This is a genomic window from Rhodococcus sp. As11, from assembly GCF_048957735.1.
In the GTDB taxonomy this organism is placed as follows: Bacteria; Actinomycetota; Actinomycetes; order Mycobacteriales; family Mycobacteriaceae; genus Rhodococcus; species Rhodococcus gordoniae.
On the sequence record NZ_JARDJE010000029.1, the window covers coordinates 1 to 17999 of the forward strand.

Here is a 17999-nt window from a genome sequence, read left to right on the forward strand (position 1 = left end):
TGGCGCAACAAGCACGCCGAGGATCAACAGCTACGGGAGATCGTCGACGGGGCAAACGTTGCGTGATGCGGCACTAGGTCTGAACACTCACCACTTTCTCGGCGGCCCGTGTGGAGAGATCAGTGCGATCTCCAACCACGCCGCACACTGCCCGGACGATCCGATCGTTGCCGTCGCCGCGGCCTACGGGCCGACGGCGAGTGTGATCGCCCCCTGCGGCAGGTATCGACAGATTCTGTTCGACCTCGACCCGAACATCGAATGCATCATCCGCGTAGCGAACGGCCTGGAAGCACATCAGGTTCGGGCTCTACTGCCTCATGCCTACGATTGGCGGGCGATGGAAGCACCTCAGCTGATCTACATGTGGGAAGGCTACGAAACTCTCATCCGCGACGGTCGCAAGCGCCAAACCATCCGCGTCGACGATCCTTTCCGTCGCGGCCCGGCGATCCTCGTTTTCGAGAAAAGCAACGGAGAGACGATCACGATCGACGCGCACGTGGACCAGGTGCGCACCCTCCCGCGCGCAGCGCTGAGCGAGCAGGACGCACTTCGTGACGGTTTCGATTGCCTCGAATCGCTTCACGCTGCCTTGGACCAGCATTATCCGGATCTTGGTGACGACATCCCTGTCGACATCGTCGAGTTCAGTCTCGCTGGCGCTCAGGCGGAAACAGGCGCTGCGATGCGGTCGGCCGCGACCACCGAGTAGGTAGGGAACGCACGGTGACCAGCGGGGACACGTGGCTGATACGCCCTGGTGGAGGTTTCGATCGCCGATGAGCCTGTGCCTCGGCCTCAGTTCGGGTTCAGTCAGAATCTCGTATCGAACAGGTGAGACTGCACGGGCGGACTCGGTAAGGAAATCGGCGGGACTGTAGCTACTCGTCTCCTCGACACGTTTCGGTACCGGGTGTGGTGGGGGGGCGGTGCTCGGCACGTCCGGCCGACCCCGGCCGGGCTCAGATGCGGATGTGGCGGATGCCGACCGCAGCTCGTCGCAATTGATAACGGACGGGGTGCAAGCGAGGGCGTGCGAGGGGTAGGTCGAGGCGGTGTGCGAGGTGCTCGACGATGTCGTCGATGGTTCGGTCGTCGGTGTCGACGTGTTCTGCGAATCGATCGGTGGCCAGTGTGCTCACGCACCGGTCGATCTGGCGCATGGCCCAGGTTTCGTTCCGCCCGGCGGCGCGGCCGAGCCAGTAGCCGGTGCGGGTTCGGAGCCGCCGCCGAAGCGTTGGGGGTGAGGCAACGAGCGTGAAGTGCCGCACGTCGATCTCTTTTGCGGCGAGACCGGTCATGATCTGGTCGAAGTAGTCGGGGTGGACCAGCGTCATCGGGACGATCACCGGACCGTGATGAGCGGCCACGGCATCGGTGAGGGTGGCGATGACCGCCGAGCGCCACTGGGCCCGGTCCTGGAAGTCGTCTCGCGCGGTGGCCGGCAGCATCTTGTGGATCGCGAATCCGATGAGTTCGGGATCGGCTACGTGGGAGTTGCGGATCCGCCGGTGCAACTCGAAGGCGGTCTGGGTTTTGCCCGCGCCGAACGCGCCGTTGATCCACACAAGCATGGGGCCGAGCGTAGCGGTGAGGCGGCGGAGCGGCCGACCGGTACGAGCGGGCGGTTCGTCGCAGCGCTGATCGTCCGTCCCGAGTCGATCCGCGGTGCGTTCGATCGTCCCTGTTCTCGATCCCGGGTCGAGTGGGCCTCGATCGCCGGTCGCGGTGCCTTCCTGCAGCCTCCGGGTACCGGTTTTGGCGCTGCGATGACGCTCATCTTCCGAGTGACGAGTCCCTCCATCAGGATTGGGTCGCAACGGAGGTCGCCGTATCCCGCGACTGTGGCATCGTCGCGGGCGTGTCGACAACGGGTTCGGGGGCCGGGGGTGCGAGCGGTTCGGTGTCGGATGGGTACGACTTACCTGGTCGGTTGGTTGTGTTTGCTCGGCCGTTCCATATATGTCGGGCCGTAGGCGACGAATCCGAATCGGGAGTAGAGCGGGTGTGCATCTGCTGTATGCAGCATCCAGCGGAAGTCCTCGGCGTCGGGGTCCGACAGTAGGTGGTCGAGTACGGCGCTGGCGATGCCTTCGCCGCGGTGTTCCGGGAAGACGAACCCGTCTGCAATGTATCCGTAGCTGACACCATCGGAGGACACTCGGACGGCGCCGAGTAACTGGCCGGAGTCGGATGCCCTGGCGGCATAGACCTTCCAGGCGCTCTCGAACTGTCTTCGGATCTGGTCCCGCGACCGCCACCTGTTCCAGTAGGCGTCGTCTACCAGAAAATCGAGGGTGCGGGCCAGTTCTTCGGGCGACAGGCGGTCGTCGACGACGATACTCATGGCCTCACTACTACCGTGTCCGGGGCCGACTCTCAGCTCTATTTCGTCTCGACACCTCCGCCCTACAGCCGAGCGGGGGTTGTGCCCCTACGCGTATGTTGTCCGCTTGTTGCCGGGTTGCTGCAGTGCAGCGCCTACGGAACAGGGCGTGTCCCTTAGTAGGTGCGTTGTTTTGCGAAGGAGGTACTCGTCTTCTGAGCTCTCCTCCGGACCGGGCACGGCGGGACTGGCGCGTCCGCCGGCGCCGGTGGCGAGTCAGGAGCCGACGGCAGAACTTGCAGACTCGTCTTCGAGTCCGACCCAGTCCATCAGGATGTGTGGCACCGCGGGACTGGTGATCCGGCCCCCGGACGGCCGTGAAACAGCATCGGAGGTGGTGTTCCCGGGGTGAGGATGTCGCGGTCGGTGTCGGGCCCGCGAGCGGCCACGGGCACACCCCTCGTCGCACCCGCGTGGTTGCCCTCGCCTCGTTGCATCCCATGTCGTCGGTCTCGGCTACCGCGTCAGCGTCCGGGGCGGTTGCGCTCTCTGCTGAGGCCACGGACACTGCGGGTATGGCCACGTCTACGCAGCGGTCCTCCTCCACCGTCGCCGCCGCAGCAGCGGCGCGGCTGCACTCGGTGCTGAATCTGGCGGTGCTGGGTTTGGCCGCGTTCGGTCTGGGTGTGGCGGGTTTGGTGGCACGGTCGTTTCCCGCCTCGTGGTCCGGTGTCGCCGTGTCGGTGGTTTTCGTGGTGCTCGGTGTGGTTGCGGCATTGCCGGTGTTCGGCCCGCCCCTGGGGCGGTGGCGTAGCGGTTACACCGCCGTCGCCGCAGTGTTCGCCGTGGCCACCCCGTGGATGGCTGCCGCGGTTCAGTTCGCAGGCGTATTGGCCTTGCTCGGTGTGGGGGTTGTGGTGATCGGGTTGTGTGAGCACCTTCCGGTGGTGCGATATGCGGGTCTTGCTGCGTTTGTCGTCGGTGTGGTCACCTCGTCGGATTTCGCACGGGGGTGGCTGCCGCTGGCCGAGACCGGAACCTATGATCTGGTCCCGGCGCTGGTGACCGCGATTGTCGGGGTGGGCGCGGCAGTGGTGGGGGTGTGGCTGTGGGTGCAGAACCGTCGGGACGCAGGCAAGCCGGTCTCGCCCGAGTTTCGGTAACCGACACGAGTACTCGCGCTGCGCGGGGTCAGCTGTACCGGATCGATATCGAGTCCGGATCCGTTTTCCCAGGGGAATTCCCTTGTGACGGCTCTCGTTCCGCATGTCGCGGCCCGGTGTGGTCGTGTGGTGGAACTGATCTGCCGGCCGGGTCCGTGCCTGTGCCTCCGCCGTGCCGGGGCTAGGTAGCCGACTCCCGAGATCGATGGGACTCCACGCCGCATCCGTTGGTGGTGAGGGGGTTTCTCGGGCCGTGTCGGTGCTGTAGGGGGTCAGCGCGGTGTGCGTAGTGCGTTCCAGGCTGCGTCGGCGAGCAGGGTGGCGTGGCGGGGGAGGCGGTCGGGGGTGGTGTTGCCGATCAGGCAAGAGCGGGCCATTTCCTGTGCGGGGCCGATCCATATGCAGGCCAGGACGTCGAGGGGGAGGTTCTGGACTCGTTCGTGGTCGACCTGGTTGGTGTACCAGGTGTGGACGTGGTCGAAGAAGGTGTCGTTGAGGGCGGCGATGCGGGGTGCGGCCAGGGCGGTGACGTCGGGATCGTGGAGTGTGTAGAGCAGCCGGGCTTGGCCGAGATGGTCACCGATCCATCGCAGGTGGTAGGTCACGGCGGCGCAGATTCCGGCTTCGGCATCGTCCGGGTGGTCCTGCAGCACGCTCAGGAAGCCGTGCTGGTAGTCGGCGAGGGCGTGTTCCTGTAGTGCGGCGGCGAGGTGGGCCTTGCTCGGGAAGTGGTGGTAGAGGCTGCCGGTGCTGGCGCCGGTGGCCTGCTGGATCGCGCTCATCGTCGTTGCTGCGTAGCCGCGCGTGTCGAACAGTGTCAGTGCGGCGTCGAGCAGCATGTCTCGGCGGGGGCGTTCGTGGCGTTGCGAAGGCATACCCCGGATGCTAGAAGTAGAGACAGTCTCTAGAGAACATCTCTAGTCGGGGTCAGGGGGATCGGATGGACAGCTTCTACACACGGTGCGGCGACTCGACGTTCGAGAGCACACCGGCGACCGCCGGACCGTGGGGACCGCAGACCCAGCACGCGGGCCCGCCGTCGGCGTTGCTGGCGGGGGAGATCGAACGGCTTCATGTGTCCGAGGGCCGGCGACTGGGCCGGGTGGCGGTGGACATCCTCGCCCCGATCCCGGTTGCCCCGATCACCGTGTCCACCTCCGTGGCGCGGCCCGGTACACGCACCACTCTGATCGAGGCGGTCGGCACGATCAACGACACACCGGTGGTGGCTGTGCGCGCCTGGGTCCTCGCCCGCGTCCCCTGCGACTATCCGGCCACCGAACCGTCGCCGCTGCCGGGATACGACCGGCCCGAACACGCCCACGACGGCGGCACCATCGCCGGCGCCAGCCTCGACGGCTACCTCAGCGCGACGCAGTTCCGGTTCACCGCAGGTAGTTCGCCGAGTTCGGTCCCGCCACGGCGTGGGGGCGGACCCGGTGTGCTCTGGTGCTCGGTGAGGAACTCACTCCGTGGCAGCGGGTGTTGATCCTGACCGACTCGTCGAGCGGCCATCGACGGAGTCGCCGCGTCGATCGCCGGTGCCTGTTATCTGCGGGCGTTCCTCGAACAGTTCTACGGACCCGACCATCCCCAGCAGCCGATGACCGAGTTCGCCGCGTCGATCATGGCCACGGTCCTGCCCGCCTTGACCACACCCTCCGCCACGTCCACATAGCTACTTATGCGAAGGTGTTCGACGACCTGCCACAGATATCCAGTAGGCCAACTCTGAGGGAGTGCGTGCGAATCGGCCGGAATGGCAGGTCCTGCACGGGGGCGGGCGAGGACGTACTCGGGGTTGCTGGGCCGGGCCCACTTGAAACCAGCGCAGCCGAGAATATTCCCCTGATCACCTCGTCTCGGTAATCGGCTGTGTCGCCGATACGCAGTGAGCAGGGTTCGCTGCGCACTCTGTCGCATGATGTGCGATAGAGGACTATCCGTCGCGGGCGAGATCCGAAGGCTCAGCCCAAAACACATCCTGGACCGGCTGGTCGAACACGGCTGCGATACGCATTGCCAGGTCCAAACTCGGCTGCTGATTCCCTCGTTCGAGTGCGCAGCATTCTGGCGACGTGGTAGGGACTGGGTTCTGGACCATTCCGTGGGCACCGTCAATCGTGTACCAGTCTGTTGGTGGTGCGAGGCTCGGGTCAGCGGCGACCGCGGCCAACGCCAGGTCCTCGAAGAACGCTTCAGTGGCTCCGACCGCGGCGACGACGACAGCGCGGTTGAGTGAGCGCTGGTTGGCGGGCGGCGCTCCGGCACCAGTTTGCTCCCCTGGCTGACGCGCGGGGCCGTCAGGGGCGCATTCTTCTGATGGATGCTCTCGAGGGTTCTGTGCGTCCGAGAGGTACGAGACCAGTTCGTCCAACGACGACTGCAAGGGGTGACGGGGCAACGCGTTCTCCAAAAGTCGGCTCGATCGACCACGCACGCGCTCGGCGGTCTACTCCACGACTCCGCCGATCTGCCGCTTCCCGCAGGTCGAGGTAGGGATGCGGGTGCGCCGGCCCCGCCAGCGCGCTGCGCTGGCCGACTTCATTGGGTAGGCGACAATCGAGGCCTACGCCTCGCCGGATGCCCTGGTCATCAGCGCGCTGACCGCCGACGGCCCGCGGGCGCTGACGCGCACCACCGATTGGGAACTGGTGCGGCGAGGCGGCGACGAGGACCCTGCTCGGAGCCCCGATCAGGTTGGTCGAGATCCCGATCATCGGGACGACGGAACCCGCGGCCACGGTCCGCGCGCTTCGCGACGCCGCTCCCGCCGGCGCAAGCCCGTTGACCGTCGAGTGGGACGGCCTGCTGTGCGTGATCACAATGACCCGGCCCGCGGTCCGCAACGCCGTCGATCTGGCGCTGGCCCTGGAAATCGAGAAGGCCGTCGATGGCCGGACCATCGAGCAGCATGACGCGGCGGACGTCCGCACTCTGGCCGACGGGTGGGCCTACGCACGCTTTTACGAATCAACCGCGCGCCGCAACGCTGCCCTGCCCGGCTGGCTGCACTTCTACAATCACCACCGAGCCCTTTCCGCCATCGGCGGCCAGCCGCTAGTCACCAGACAACGTCGCTGGACATCGCATGATGGACGCCGTCAGCTCCGTGGGTGTGTCGTCCGGGACGAGGTAGCCCGCGCCAGGGATGGTCTCGAAGCGTGCTACGGGGATCTGTGCCGCAAGCTGCGCCCCTTGGCTGCAGGCATCAGATGTCATCGCCGGCTCGTCTGCGCATACGCAGGCGAGCCCCGGACGGTAGACCGGGCATCAACACATCGGATGATTCGGGCGTCGGATGTGTCTCAGCCGAGCTCGTGCCGGCGTAGATACGCGAGGACGGCCAGCACCCGACGATTCGTGTCGTCGGTCGGCGGCAGCACCAGTTTGTTGAAGATGTTGCCGACATGCTTGCCGACCGCCGATTCGGTGATGAACAATTGTGCGGCGATCGCCGCATTCGAATGTCCCTCTGCGATCGAGGCGAGCACCTCGCGTTCGCGCGGCGACAACTGCGCCAACGGATCCCGCCGGCGACGGAACAACTGCTGTATGACCATCGGATCGATCACAGTGCCACCGGCAACCACTTGACGCAGAGTGGAGACGAACTCCTCGACATCGACGATGCGATCCTTCAGCAGATAGCCGACCCGCCCCCCTTCCGCCCCCATGAGTTCGTCGGCGTAACTCACTTCGACATACTGGCTCAGCACGACCACGGCAAGCCCCGGATAGGTTCGTCGCAGTGCCACTGCTGCGCGCAACCCCTCGTCGGTGAAACCGGGCGGCATCCGCACATCGGTCACGACGAGGTCCGGACGGTGCTCGGCGACAGCCGATTCCAAGTTCACGGCATCGGGGACCGCCGCCACGACCTCGAACCCGAATCGTTCGAGCATCGCGGCGAGGCTTTCGCGCAGCAGTGCACCATCCTCGGCGAGGACCACTCGCACGGCAGTCAGTTCTCGATCCACGGCAACTCCACACGGACAACGGTGGGCCCGCCAGGCGGGCTGGACAGCAGCATTCTGCCGTCGACCGCCGCGACCCGGTCGGCCAGGCCCGTCAGACCGCTCCCTCGTTCCGGATCCGCACCACCGCAGCCGTCGTCCACGATCTCGACGACCAGCAGATTCCCGGCGCGTCGGACAGCCACTGCGACGGCCGTCGCATCCGCATGCTTGGCGACGTTGTTGAGCGCCTCGACCACGACGAAGTACGCTGCGACCTCGACATCCCGGGCGGGGCGGGATGGGATGTCCGCGGTGACGCCGACCGGGGCCATGAAGTCTTCGGCCAGCGCACGCAACGCGTCGGGCAGGCCGCGGTCGGTGAGGACCCTCGGGTGGATTCCCCGAATGAGTTGCCGCAGTTCCGTCATCAATTCCTTGGCCTGGTCATGCGCCTGCGACACGCTTTTCGCGGCTGCGGAATCTGGTGGGAGGTCGAGTTTGGCCATGCCCAACTGCAGGGTGAGGTTGACGAGCAGCGACTGTGCGCCGTCGTGCAGGTCGCGCTCGATCCTGCGACGTTCCGCCTCGAAGGCATCGACCAGTCGGGCCCGGGACCGGGACACCTCCACCAGTCGTGCACGAAGCGCGTCCGGGTCGTCGCCGCACAACAACGAGCGGGCGAGCGCACCGTGCAGTCCCGCGATCAGCGCAGTCACATACGGGATCGCCGGCAACAGAAGTAGACCCACGATCGCGTACGGAACGGCTTGGTCGACCGCCGTGATCTGGCTGAAGCCGAGCGCCACCGCTTCGTCGCCGTCACCCACCACCAGGGGGCTGATCACCATCACCACGATGAGCCCGGTGATCACCGCAGCCAGGAACAACAACGCGGGCACCAGCGTGAGCAGCAGGAACGCATAGCCGAGCCCCCTCCATGTCGCGGACTCGGTGTAGCGGGTGCGCACCCAGGGCCACAGGCCCGCGGAGGGAGGAGCGCGGTGCGCCGAGAGCGCCCGATCCCTGCTCACCAGACGCAGCCGCATCCGTTCCAGGGTCGCCAGCGGTATCGCCACCAGCGGGCCGAGCCCGAACACCAGCGCCGCGCCGAGAACACCGAGGAACAGCACCCGGCCGAGCGGCTGCGGATACATGCCGTCGCCCGCCCACACGATCAGGACGAGCCACGGGACGCAGAACGCTGCGAACGGCAACGCGACCATGCACACCACCGGGACGGTGGTCAGCACGTGACCCAGCGACCGCCACGGCCACTCGGTCAGCAGAAAGCGCCGCCGTGTGATCGCGGTGAGCACCGTGGTCGGTTCATTGGAGGACACCGAGTGAGCCTATCGACGCGGCCGCTGCTTCGGGATGAGGTGGAGTGCAGCCGAAAGGTGGTGCTGGCACCACCTTCGATCCGCGGCGTGGACCCAGTGACCGCACCACCGGTCGAATGGTCAGCTGAAGTCATGCAACTGGAGCTGAACCACGTCACCAAAACCTATCGGGGTAAACAGGCTGTCACCGACGTCAGCCTGCGGGTCGGGCCCGGGGTTCTCGGCCTCCTCGGCCCCAACGGAGCCGGTAAGTCGTCGCTGATGCGCATTCTCTCCACAATCACCCGCCCGACCACCGGTACGGTCATGTGGAACGGGACCGACATCGTCGCTCGGCCGGAGCCGCTCCGACGCGTCCTCGGTTACCTCCCGCAGGATTTCGGCGTCTACCCGAATCTCAGTGCCGGAGAGTTCCTCCGGTATCTCGCCGCAGTGAAAGGTCTGACTTCGCGGTCGGCCAAGGAGCGGGTCGACGAGCTGCTCGAACTCGTCAACCTGACGGAGACGGGATCGCGGCCGGTGGGTACGTTTTCCGGCGGCATGCGCCAGCGTGTCGGTATCGCGCAGGCACTCCTGGGTGACCCCGAGCTCCTCATCGTCGACGAGCCGACGGTCGGGCTGGACCCCGAGGAACGTATGCGGTTCCGCAACCTGCTCGGGGATCTGGCGGACGACCGGATCGTGATCCTGTCCACGCACATCGTGTCGGACATCGAAGCAATCGCCGACGACATCGCGATCCTCACCGCCGGCGAACTACGTCGGCGTGGCACCCCTGAGGAACTTCTCCGATCCGCGGACGGTCTGGTGTGGGAGGCGTTGGTTCCCGTTGATGCCGTGGCCGCGATCCGGCACCGAGCGACGATAACCCGCACGGTCCGAACAGCACAGGGCGTGCGTGTCCGTGCGGTCGCCCAGACACCTCCGATGCCGGGGGCTCGTCCTGTCGAACCCGATCTCGAAGACGCGTACGTCAACGCGGTCCACAGCCCGATGGCGCCCGCCGGGGTGATCCGATGACAGGCGCTGTCGCTGCCGTCGCGATGGCAGACTTCCGGGATCGTTCGCGGCGTCCCGCGTTCCTGGTGACGGTGCTCGGCGCTGTCGCACTCGGCTATGTGGCCGTCCCGCCTGTCTCTGCAACGTACGCGATGGTCAAGGTCGGATCGTTCCGGGGACTGTACGACAGCGCGTACATCGGCATGTTGCTCGCCATGATCGGCAGTTTGTGGTTGCCGCTGTTCGGGTTCTACGTCGTCCGCAGCAGCATCGCGCGCGACATTTCCACCGGCGTAGGCGAAACGCTTTCCGCCTCCCCGTTGCGCACGTCGATGTATCTGCTAGGCAAGTATCTGAGCAACCTGGCGGTGCTCGCGGCGATGGCTGCCGCACTCGCTCTGATCGCACCCGTGATGCAGCTTCTCCGCGGGGAATCCACTAGCCTCGACATGACGGCGCTCTGGCTTCCGATCGTGCTGTTCTGTCTTCCTGTCCTGACCGTGGCCGCAGCAGCCGCCGTCGTCTCCGAAACGGTCCCGTTCTTGCGAGGTGGTGCGGGGAACATACTGTGGTTCTTCGTGTATCCGTCGATATTCCTCGCCGGGATTCCGCTGGTCTACGGATCGGTTACCGCAGGATTCCAGGCAGACCTGGCGGCGCAGCACCCCGGGATGGAGGACGAGATCTCGATCGGACTCACCGCGGAACCGGGCACACTCGGGCAGTTCACGTGGTCCGGGATGGACATCGACGCGACTCTCGTCGCCGCGAGTGCGGGGCTGATTGCGGCCTCGACGCTCGTCGCCATCCTTCCCTCCCTCTGGTTCGGCCGGTTCGACCCCTCACAGCAGCAGCAACGCTCTCCCTCGTATGTGTCTGCCGTACCTGCAACCGACGCTCCCGTTGCACCGGCGTTCTCGCAGAGCCCGCGAACACTGTCGCCGGCCGAGCGTGGACAGTCGTTCCCGGGGTTACTGCTCGGCGAGGTGCGCATTCATCTCGGAAGCGTGTCGCGGTGGTGGTGGCTCACAGTCGCGATCGTGACGATCACAGCCCTCGCCGTTCCCGCTGATCGCGTCGGCACCGCACTGCTCTTCGCATGGTTGTTGCCGGTGCTGGTGTGGTCACGTCTCGGGACACTCGCCCATGAACAAGGCGTCGCTCCCCTTGTGCAGTGCGGAGTCTCGTCTCGCATCAGACTCATCGCCGAGTGGGGTGCGGGCATGCTCATTGCGGTCGGCACGGGTGTCGGCCCGCTGGTGAAGATGCTGCTTGCAGCGGACGCGACCGGAGTCGCCGCGTGGCTTGCGGGTGCGACGGTGATTCCTGCCCTTGCGCTTCTGATCGGGTCGATCGGCCGGAGTGCACGCGTGTTCCAGGCTGTCTACCTGGTGACCTGGTACGCCGTGCTCAACGGGGTCTCAGCGGTCGACGTCATGGGCGTGCTCCGCACCGATGGGTCGCTCGGCGGCCCGTCACCACTGTTGTCCTTCGGCGTCAGCGCCGTGCTGCTCGCCGCCACCGTACTCGTTCAGGAGATTCGCCATGCCCGTCGTTGAAACCGCGCTCCAGAAATTCCGCCTTTCCGTCGGTGTTGCGGCACTGGCACTCTCGCCTGCGGCACTCGCCGGCTGCACTCCCGATGCCACGAGTCACGAACAGCGAAACGACAGCTACAGAGGCGCCACGTCCATCACACTCGATTTCGATGATGCGGGTGCCAAACAGTTCGGTGTCACCACCGCGGCCCTGAGCGCCGAGGTGATCGGCTCCGACCGGGACGACATCGAGGTCCGGCGCTCCTTCGAGTTCACCGACGGCGACAAGCCCGATGAACGCATCGACACCGCCGGGTCCGGTCTGATGATCAGCGCGAGTTGCCCCGATAGATTTGCGGTCGGCAGCCCCACCTGCGTCGCCCGCTACGAGATCGCCGTCCCGTACGGGACCGTTGTCCAAGGGAATTCGAAGTTCGGCGATCTGACAGTGACCGACACCCGTGCCCCCGTCGATCTGAACTCCCGCTACGGTGACGTCACGCTGGTCACGGGCCCGGGCGCTTACACCGTGGACGCCGTCTCGGCGACGGGGACAAGCACCATCGAGGTGCCGCAGGATCCCGCCGGGATCCCGGTGCGCCTACGGTCCGGAGATGGCGCCGTCTCCGCAATGACGGACCCTCGCTGAGACGAGAGCGAAGTACCCAGAGTGAATGCACACCTCGCAGGGACGGTTACTACCAGGCAGCCACTCGAGGTGTGTGTTATTCGTCGTCGTCGATCTCGCCGCGGGCCAACCACTGTGGGAGGAGCTGCTCAGGAGTATCGGCGTGAGGATGGGGTGGCTGTGGTGTCCGGGCGAGTAGTCGAATGACGGCAATCACCGCCAGGACGATTAACACCCAGAACGCGATCATCGCGAAGATCATGAGCGCGTAGCCCCACCCGTTCATGCTGTTGGCGTACCAGAACATCATCGGTGTGCCTCTGCATTGCGCCAGATTCGTCGCTCTTCAGGCAGCCCGCGCGATCGCGATTTTCACCCGGGTCCGGCGCACGAGTTCGGCGCGGCCGGCGACGGTGCCGCGAGACGGCCCACACCTGCTGCCTCAGCGATCGCATCGGGTGGCACGTCACTCGCGCCCGCTCTGCTTTCTGTTGATTGGCGTCCAAGTATGCCGAGGCGCTCTTTCAAGAACGCGATGTCGTTGTCCTGCTCGAACATCTGCTTGCGGAGACGGGCGAGCTCGGTGCCCACACGGGCGATGCTGCTGCAGCTCGGAGAGCATCTCGACATACCGCTTCGTGATCGGAACACGCTGTCGGCGTTGGTGACGAAGCGGACATTTCACCTGTCCCCGTACAGATGTCGTGGGAATCTGCGATAGGAGGCGCACACAGCCAATGGGCACACCGACCAGCACCAAAATATCGAAACGACCTGCAAAACAAGATGAAACACCTGATGAGTATCCGGACGCACCCTGACGAACCGTTGCGGGCAGATTCAATCGTCCTCGACGGTGATCGTTGGGGGACTGGGAATTACCGCGGTGGTCAAGGCGATGCGAGTGCGGTCCCCGCCGGAGTCGGTTTGGTACGGCGCGAGTAGCTCGGCGAGCCGTGTCTGGATCTGCGCGAGGTCGTCGGTGGTGACGTAGAGCGGTGTGGTGCCGAAACCCAAGTAATTCCGCAGGTTTCGATCCTCGTTCTCGATGAACGTGTCGAAACTCTCGCCGAGTGCGCTCAGGAAGGTCAGGAAGGCGTTTCGGAGTTCTGCGTCGCTCATCGCATTGAGATCGTCGTGCCCGACGTGTGCCATGCGTTCCCCGAGCGCGAGTGTTCGTTCAATGGTCCCGCGCACGCGGCGCTCGTCGACGACGGTGACGATCTCCGCGTCGATCAGTGCCGCCACGTGCCGGTAGAGCGTGGCCTGGGTGACGCTCGGCAATGCCGCCCGGAGTTCGCCGGTCGTCAGCTGGCGACCTCCGAGCTGCTGCACAATCCGCAACCGAACCGGATGCAGTACGACGTCGGCAATTGTCGATTTGCTCGCCATCGCGACCTTTCGCCGTTATTATCACTCTGATAATGTTCTCAACATCGATACGAGCTTACCGTCGACAGGAGACTTGACGCTATGGCGCAACCGATCTACGACGAAGCAGCCCTGCATCTGACCTTTTCTCGATGGGAAGCCCCGGTGGTCCGCTATTCCGCCATGGCTGTACCGCTGAACTCGATCTCGAGCGTCGAGGTGTTGCCGAGATGGACCTCGGAAACTCTCGGCATCAGATCCGGCCTGACAGTCTCCGGCTACCTGAAAGTCGGCACCTTCTTGCACCCCCGCGGCACCACTCGGCTGGTCTCGATGAAGCGTGGCCACCCGATATTGCGTGTCGGACTTCGTGGGCGCAAGGCCGATGAGAAGTTCGACGAATTGCTTCTCAGCAGCCCGGACGCATACGAGATCGCCGAAGCCCTCCGACTGGCCGGTGTGCGATGAAGGGCGTCTCCATCCAAGTCGACAGCCTCACAAAACGATTCGGTCGAGTAGAGGCAGTCGGCGACGTCACCTTCACGGCCCAACCGGGTCGGGTGACGGGTTTTCTCGGACCGAACGGCGCCGGCAAATCCACGACTTTAAGGATGCTGCTCGGACTGACCCGTCCGGACCGCGGTACTGCGCTGTTCACCGGCATCGCCTACGGCGACCTTCCGTCCCCCACGCGAACCGTGGGCGCTGTACTGGACATCGCGTCGGCGCATCCTGCTACCACCGCCCGCAATCACCTCCGTACCTTCTGCGCCCTCGGCGGTCACCCGTCGGATCGAGTCGACGAGGTAATCGGAACGGTCGAACTGGACCGGTTCTCCGACCGACGCGTAGGCGGTTACTCCACGGGCATGCGACAGCGCCTCTCCCTCGCTACCGCGCTGCTGGGCGACCCGGACGTGCTCGTTCTCGACGAACCGTCCAACGGCCTCGACCCGGCGGGAATTGTGTGGCTACGTAACTTCCTTCGGGATTTCGCTGTCTCCGGCGGTACCGTCCTGATCTCCAGCCACGCCCTCGGTGAACTGCAGAACAGTATCGACGACGTGGTGCTCATCGACCACGGACAGATCGTCTGGACGGGCACCCTGCTCGAACTCACGACGCGAGGCGACACATTGGAAGAGGCATACCTCAGACTCATCGCCCGGGAGAGTGCGATATGAAGCGTGCCGTCCGCGGTGAACTCACGCGACTGTTCTCCACCCGTCTCCCCATGTGGGCACTGATTGCGGCCGTCGCGAGCGGCGCCGGACTCACAGGGCTGCTCGGTTTAGTGGGCCCGGAGAACGCATCGCCTCCGATGCCCGCTCTCGACACCTCGGAAGGTGTGGGAATCGCTATCGGCCTCGCTGGGCTGCTGCTGTTCGTACCCGCACTGTTCGGCACGGTAGCCATCACGAGCGAGTACCGCCACCAGACCATAGGCTCGACGTTCCTTGCGGTGCCTCGTCGCGGCAGGGTGCTCGGCGCAAAGCTGGCTGTCTACAGCGTATTTGGACTCTCTTACGGACTGCTGATGTCGTTGTCGTCGGCAATCGCCTTGTGGTCCGTCGCCACCATGCGCGGAATCACCCTCGGCGCTTCCGCCGGCGACCTGGTGACACTCCTTGCCCGCCTGGCTGTGGCCGCCGCAATCTACACGGTGCTCGGCATGGGTATCGGTGCGCTGGCACGCAACCAGCTCGTGGCCGTGGGAGTCGTGCTCGGGTATTTCTATCTTGTTGAGCCTGCGCTCATGATCGTCCCGGGACTCGGTGCCTTCTATCCGTTCCTTCCTGGAGGCGCGACTGCTTCACTGATGGACTTCACGTTCCTCGCCGATACCGTCGCCCAGGAATCTTCGCTGGGAGTGCCCGCATTTCTCTCGCCGCTCGTGGGCGTGCTCGTGCTCCTTGGCTACGCGGCGGCTGCCTCGGTGGTAGCAGTGGCGTCGCCGCTTCGGCGGGATCTCGCGTAGCGTCGCCGCGCTGAGCAGTGCTGCGCGCGGTCCGGCGGGTCGGATACCGCCGGATTTACGCAGAACCGACCGATCTGGGGAACGCCCTCCCCGAGGACTCGCCCCGACTCGCTCAGCAAATCACCTCGACGCTGGCAACGGGCGGGCGGAAATGTGGGGAGTTCCAACCGAAAGCGGACAGAAACCGTTGCGCTGCAGGGACAGTGTCCGGTGCAGCGCCGCCGCCAGAGGCCAGTTCACGGCTTCAACGTACAAGGCACGAGCGTGGATCGCTGTGAGCTGGGTGGATCCGGGTTTGCCGGGTTCGGGGGCGCGTTGTGGGTGAACCGTCACGGGTTTGATGCCGCTTCCTTTCTTGTGAAGGATGCAGACCATGCCCAAGCGTTACCCCGCCGAGCAGCGTGAGCGAGCGGTGAAGATGGTCCTCGACCACCTCGACGAGTACCGGTCCCTCCACGCGGCCTGCCAGGCCATCGGCCCGAAGCTCGGCATCGGCCCGGAATCGCTGCGGACCTGGACCAAGCAGGCCCAGATCGACACTGCCCAACTGCCCGGAGCCACTACCGCGGAGCAGCAGCGAATCAAGGAACTCGAACGCGAGAACCGAGATCTCAAGGAAGCCAACGAAATCCTGAAAGCCGCATCGATTTTCTTCGCGAGGGAACTCGACCCTCGCCGCCGCTGATCTGCCAGTTCATCGACTGGAAAACCGCGCCACCGTCGGAGCGGACCATCTCGGACGCCCACGTCACGAACGCACTCCTGGGCACCGTCGACACCGCAGAGGGGCTCTACGGGCGCCGCAAGATGACCGCCCCCCTGCGACGCAGTGGCCACCACGTCGCTGCCTGCACCGTCGACCGACTCATGAGCGACGAGGGCCTGTCCGGCATCGTCCGCGGCCGCCGACATCGCACCACGATCCAGGGCGGGAAGAACAGCCAGCGAGCCCCTGACCTGCTCGACCGCGACTTCACCGCCGACGCGCCGAACCGCAAATGGGTCACCGACTTCACCTACTGTCGAACGTGGGCCGGTTCGTGTACGTGGCATTCGTGATCGACTGCTTCTCCCGCGCGATCGTCGGCTGGCACGCCTCGAGCGTGAAAGACACGACCATGGTCACCACCGCGTTGAAGATGGCGTTGTGGCGCCGCGACCACGGCGGCCATGCCGTAGCCGACGGTTTGATACACCACAGCGATGCCGGCAGTCAGTACACATCGATTTCCCTCGCGGAAACCCTTGCACTGGAAGGGATCGTGGCATCGATCGGCAGTGTCGGCGACGCCTACGACTGCGAGCATCCTGGACATGTCATCGTCTGGGGTCTGACCTTTCTTACGATCGGCCCTGCGGGTGCCTTTGCGTTGACGTGTCGGCCCCAGACGGTGGCGCCCGATCCGAGCTGCTGACCGGGTGAGCAGTGACCTGATAAGAGCCTGACTCGACCAGGGTCTCATCGCAGTCCTGTCCGCCCACTCCGGCCAGCGCAGCTGTGGATCGGACCGCTCGGAACGCGAAGGAGACCCACAGCCATGTCCAGCATGCAACTTCGCCGCGACGATGTCATCGTCGGCGTCGACACCCACAAGAACACCCACGTCGCAGTCGCTCTCGACGGATTCGGCGGCCGCCTTGCGGAACTGACCGTTTCCGCCACCGCCACCGGTTTCGAGCAGATGCTCGAGTTTTGTCTCGCTCTGGTCGGTCCCACCGGACAGTTGATCGGTTTCGGAATCGAAGGCACCGGATCCTATGGTGTCGGACTTACCCGCTTTCTCCGGCGCCGCGGCCACCAGGTCCACGAAATCGCCCGGCCGGCACGAGCAGCGCAGCGACGGCTGGCAGGCAAGAACGACACGATCGATGCGGAACACGCTGCCCGCCAACTCCTGGCCGGACACGGCCTGGCGACACCGAAAACCGCCGATGGCACCGTCGAGATGATCCGACTGATCAAAATCGCATACGACGGTGTCGTCCAGGCCCGCACCACCACGATGATCACGCTCAAGGCCACCCTGGCCACCGCCGGCGAGGACCTGCGCTCGACACTCGAAAAGCTCACCGACCACAAACTCGTCATCGCCTGCGCCGCACTCGATACCCCTGCACCGCGGCCGCCGGTCCGCCGCGGTGCTCCTGCGGTGGTCGTCCCAACCGATCCCGAAGCGGCGATGCGGCACGTCCTCGCCGTCATGGCACATCGGTGGCTGGTTCTGCACGAGGAAGCCAAGGCACACGCCGCGTCACTCAAAGCGCTGACCGCTGCAGCAGCACCACGCCTCGTCGAGGCGGTCGGGATCGGCTACGACACTGCAGCACAGATGCTGATCACCGTGGGAGACAACCCCGGCCGGATCAAGTCCGAAGCCGCCTTCGCCAAGATGTGTGGTGCCTGCCCAATTCCGGCCGGGTCCGGGATGACCAACAACCGGCATCGCCTCTACCGCGGCGGCAACCGCCAGGCCAACGCCGCGCTCTATCGCGTGGTGATTGTGCGGATGCGCTGGCACCAACCCACCATCGACTACGTCACCCGGCGAACCTCCGAAGGCCTGTCCAAACGCGAGATCATTCGCTGCCTCAAACGCTATCTCGCTCGCGAAATCTTCCATCTACTCCCCGGCACCGAGGGTGCACAAGCCTCAGGCCATGAAGTGCTCATCGCCTGAGAGCGACTTGACGATC

21 protein-coding genes and 2 pseudogenes are annotated in these 17999 nt (G+C 65.3%); 14 read left to right on the forward strand and 9 right to left on the reverse strand.

The features are described 5' to 3' along the window. A partial coding sequence (locus tag PV766_RS22470) for an ASCH domain-containing protein (RefSeq protein ID WP_421097942.1) occupies positions 1-715 on the forward strand: 715 nt, incomplete at its 5' end. Between the two features lie 250 nt (positions 716-965). Here the strand turns inward: PV766_RS22470 and PV766_RS22475 are convergent. Both PV766_RS22475 and PV766_RS22480 read right to left on the reverse strand, forming a co-directional pair. After that, complete coding sequence (locus tag PV766_RS22475; RefSeq protein WP_258261253.1) at positions 966-1577, reverse strand: AAA family ATPase; 612 nt, start codon at positions 1575-1577, stop codon at positions 966-968. A gap of 347 nt (positions 1578-1924) precedes the next feature. Further along, complete coding sequence (locus PV766_RS22480) at positions 1925-2350, reverse strand: GNAT family N-acetyltransferase (protein ID WP_258261252.1); 426 nt, start codon at positions 2348-2350, stop codon at positions 1925-1927. A 554-nt stretch (positions 2351-2904) separates the two neighbouring features. On the opposite strand from PV766_RS22480, the gene PV766_RS22485 reads away from it, so the two are divergent. Continuing rightward, positions 2905-3492, forward strand: a complete 588-nt coding sequence (locus tag PV766_RS22485) for a hypothetical protein (RefSeq protein ID WP_301851099.1) — start codon at positions 2905-2907, stop codon at positions 3490-3492. A gap of 272 nt (positions 3493-3764) precedes the next feature. Here the strand turns inward: PV766_RS22485 and PV766_RS22490 are convergent, their stop codons facing one another. Next, on the reverse strand, positions 3765-4367 hold the full coding sequence (locus tag PV766_RS22490) for a TetR/AcrR family transcriptional regulator (RefSeq protein WP_421097943.1): 603 nt from the start codon (positions 4365-4367) through the stop codon (positions 3765-3767). Positions 4368-4432: 65 nt separating this feature from the next. On the opposite strand from PV766_RS22490, the gene PV766_RS22495 reads away from it, so the two are divergent. Further along, positions 4433-4981, forward strand: coding sequence for an acyl-CoA thioesterase domain-containing protein (locus tag PV766_RS22495; protein WP_421097944.1), 549 nt, complete (start codon positions 4433-4435; stop codon positions 4979-4981). Positions 4982-5431: 450 nt separating this feature from the next. On the opposite strand, the pseudogene PV766_RS22500 reads toward PV766_RS22495, so the two are convergent. Next, a pseudogene (locus PV766_RS22500) lies at positions 5432-5554 on the reverse strand (helix-turn-helix transcriptional regulator); the annotation flags it as partial. A gap of 869 nt (positions 5555-6423) precedes the next feature. Between PV766_RS22500 and PV766_RS22505 the strand changes: the two are divergent. After that, positions 6424-6631: pseudogene (locus tag PV766_RS22505) on the forward strand (hypothetical protein); the annotation flags it as partial. Positions 6632-6800: 169 nt separating this feature from the next. On the opposite strand, the gene PV766_RS22510 reads toward PV766_RS22505, so the two are convergent. Both PV766_RS22510 and PV766_RS22515 read right to left on the reverse strand, forming a co-directional pair. After that, positions 6801-7451, reverse strand: coding sequence for a response regulator transcription factor (locus PV766_RS22510; RefSeq protein ID WP_421097969.1), 651 nt, complete (start codon positions 7449-7451; stop codon positions 6801-6803). Between the two features lie 5 nt (positions 7452-7456). Then, positions 7457-8791, reverse strand: a complete 1335-nt coding sequence (locus tag PV766_RS22515) for a sensor histidine kinase (protein ID WP_421097945.1) — start codon at positions 8789-8791, stop codon at positions 7457-7459. A gap of 132 nt (positions 8792-8923) precedes the next feature. Between PV766_RS22515 and PV766_RS22520 the strand changes: the two genes are divergently transcribed. Genes PV766_RS22520 through PV766_RS22530 form a run of 3 tightly spaced genes read left to right on the forward strand, consistent with a single transcriptional unit; the run spans position 8924 to position 11977 of the window. Beyond that, positions 8924-9811, forward strand: coding sequence for an ABC transporter ATP-binding protein (locus PV766_RS22520; protein ID WP_421097946.1), 888 nt, complete (start codon positions 8924-8926; stop codon positions 9809-9811). Beyond that, entirely contained in the window at positions 9808-11349 is a 1542-nt protein-coding gene (locus PV766_RS22525) for a hypothetical protein (protein WP_421097947.1), read from the forward strand. The genes PV766_RS22520 and PV766_RS22525 overlap by 4 nt, the downstream gene beginning before the upstream one ends. After that, entirely contained in the window at positions 11336-11977 is a 642-nt protein-coding gene (locus tag PV766_RS22530; protein ID WP_421097948.1) for a hypothetical protein, read from the forward strand. The genes PV766_RS22525 and PV766_RS22530 overlap by 14 nt, the downstream gene beginning before the upstream one ends. Positions 11978-12053: 76 nt before the next feature. Here PV766_RS22530 and PV766_RS22535 read toward each other — a convergent pair whose 3' ends face one another. From PV766_RS22535 to PV766_RS22545, 3 genes are all read right to left on the reverse strand, one after another. Continuing rightward, a complete protein-coding gene (locus PV766_RS22535; RefSeq protein ID WP_059384588.1) occupies positions 12054-12266 on the reverse strand; it encodes an SHOCT domain-containing protein in 213 nt (70 codons plus the stop codon). Between the two features lie 62 nt (positions 12267-12328). Next, positions 12329-12547: a hypothetical protein gene (locus PV766_RS22540; RefSeq protein WP_155418975.1), complete on the reverse strand. Its 219-nt coding sequence runs from the start codon at positions 12545-12547 to the stop codon at positions 12329-12331. 249 nt (positions 12548-12796) lie between these two features. Next, a complete protein-coding gene (locus PV766_RS22545) occupies positions 12797-13348 on the reverse strand; it encodes a helix-turn-helix domain-containing protein (protein ID WP_059384589.1) in 552 nt (183 codons plus the stop codon). Positions 13349-13429: 81 nt separating this feature from the next. Between PV766_RS22545 and PV766_RS22550 the strand changes: the two genes are divergently transcribed. From PV766_RS22550 to PV766_RS22580, 7 genes are all read left to right on the forward strand, one after another. Continuing rightward, positions 13430-13795 (forward strand): hypothetical protein, encoded by a 366-nt coding sequence (locus PV766_RS22550; protein WP_059384590.1) that lies wholly within the window; start codon positions 13430-13432, stop codon positions 13793-13795. Further along, complete coding sequence (locus PV766_RS22555; protein ID WP_421097949.1) at positions 13792-14511, forward strand: ABC transporter ATP-binding protein; 720 nt, start codon at positions 13792-13794, stop codon at positions 14509-14511. The genes PV766_RS22550 and PV766_RS22555 overlap by 4 nt, the downstream gene beginning before the upstream one ends. Next, positions 14508-15305 (forward strand): hypothetical protein, encoded by a 798-nt coding sequence (locus tag PV766_RS22560; protein WP_421097950.1) that lies wholly within the window; start codon positions 14508-14510, stop codon positions 15303-15305. Before PV766_RS22555 ends, PV766_RS22560 begins: the two co-directional genes overlap by 4 nt. A 373-nt stretch (positions 15306-15678) precedes the next feature. Continuing rightward, positions 15679-15990 (forward strand): transposase, encoded by a 312-nt coding sequence (locus PV766_RS22565; protein ID WP_413768918.1) that lies wholly within the window; start codon positions 15679-15681, stop codon positions 15988-15990. 77 nt (positions 15991-16067) lie between these two features. Next, the gene (locus tag PV766_RS22570) at positions 16068-16364 is read left to right on the forward strand and encodes an IS3 family transposase (protein WP_421097970.1); all 297 of its coding nucleotides are present in this window, start codon (positions 16068-16070) and stop codon (positions 16362-16364) included. Then, complete coding sequence (locus PV766_RS22575; protein ID WP_421097951.1) at positions 16352-16720, forward strand: DDE-type integrase/transposase/recombinase; 369 nt, start codon at positions 16352-16354, stop codon at positions 16718-16720. The genes PV766_RS22570 and PV766_RS22575 overlap by 13 nt, the downstream gene beginning before the upstream one ends. A 123-nt stretch (positions 16721-16843) precedes the next feature. Then, complete coding sequence (locus tag PV766_RS22580; RefSeq protein ID WP_413768916.1) at positions 16844-17983, forward strand: IS110 family transposase; 1140 nt, start codon at positions 16844-16846, stop codon at positions 17981-17983. Positions 17984-17999 lie beyond the last annotated feature (16 nt).

Excerpts from the sequence above, each read along its gene's own strand:
- PV766_RS22475 (WP_258261253.1), bottom strand. The coding sequence starts at position 1,577 with ATGCTTGTGTGGATCAACGGCGCGTTCGGCGCGGGCAAAACCCAGACC.
- PV766_RS22480 (WP_258261252.1), bottom strand. The coding sequence starts at position 2,350 with ATGAGTATCGTCGTCGACGACCGCCTGTCGCCCGAAGAACTGGCCCGC.
- PV766_RS22485 (WP_301851099.1), top strand. The coding sequence starts at position 2,905 with ATGGCCACGTCTACGCAGCGGTCCTCCTCCACCGTCGCCGCCGCAGCA.
- PV766_RS22490 (WP_421097943.1), bottom strand. The coding sequence starts at position 4,367 with ATGCCTTCGCAACGCCACGAACGCCCCCGCCGAGACATGCTGCTCGAC.
- PV766_RS22495 (WP_421097944.1), top strand. The coding sequence starts at position 4,433 with ATGGACAGCTTCTACACACGGTGCGGCGACTCGACGTTCGAGAGCACA.
- PV766_RS22520 (WP_421097946.1), top strand. The coding sequence starts at position 8,924 with ATGCAACTGGAGCTGAACCACGTCACCAAAACCTATCGGGGTAAACAG.
- PV766_RS22525 (WP_421097947.1), top strand. The coding sequence starts at position 9,808 with ATGACAGGCGCTGTCGCTGCCGTCGCGATGGCAGACTTCCGGGATCGT.
- PV766_RS22530 (WP_421097948.1), top strand. The coding sequence starts at position 11,336 with ATGCCCGTCGTTGAAACCGCGCTCCAGAAATTCCGCCTTTCCGTCGGT.
- PV766_RS22535 (WP_059384588.1), bottom strand. The coding sequence starts at position 12,266 with ATGATGTTCTGGTACGCCAACAGCATGAACGGGTGGGGCTACGCGCTC.
- PV766_RS22545 (WP_059384589.1), bottom strand. The coding sequence starts at position 13,348 with ATGGCGAGCAAATCGACAATTGCCGACGTCGTACTGCATCCGGTTCGG.
- PV766_RS22550 (WP_059384590.1), top strand. The coding sequence starts at position 13,430 with ATGGCGCAACCGATCTACGACGAAGCAGCCCTGCATCTGACCTTTTCT.
- PV766_RS22555 (WP_421097949.1), top strand. The coding sequence starts at position 13,792 with ATGAAGGGCGTCTCCATCCAAGTCGACAGCCTCACAAAACGATTCGGT.
- PV766_RS22560 (WP_421097950.1), top strand. The coding sequence starts at position 14,508 with ATGAAGCGTGCCGTCCGCGGTGAACTCACGCGACTGTTCTCCACCCGT.
- PV766_RS22565 (WP_413768918.1), top strand. The coding sequence starts at position 15,679 with ATGCCCAAGCGTTACCCCGCCGAGCAGCGTGAGCGAGCGGTGAAGATG.
- PV766_RS22580 (WP_413768916.1), top strand. The coding sequence starts at position 16,844 with ATGTCCAGCATGCAACTTCGCCGCGACGATGTCATCGTCGGCGTCGAC.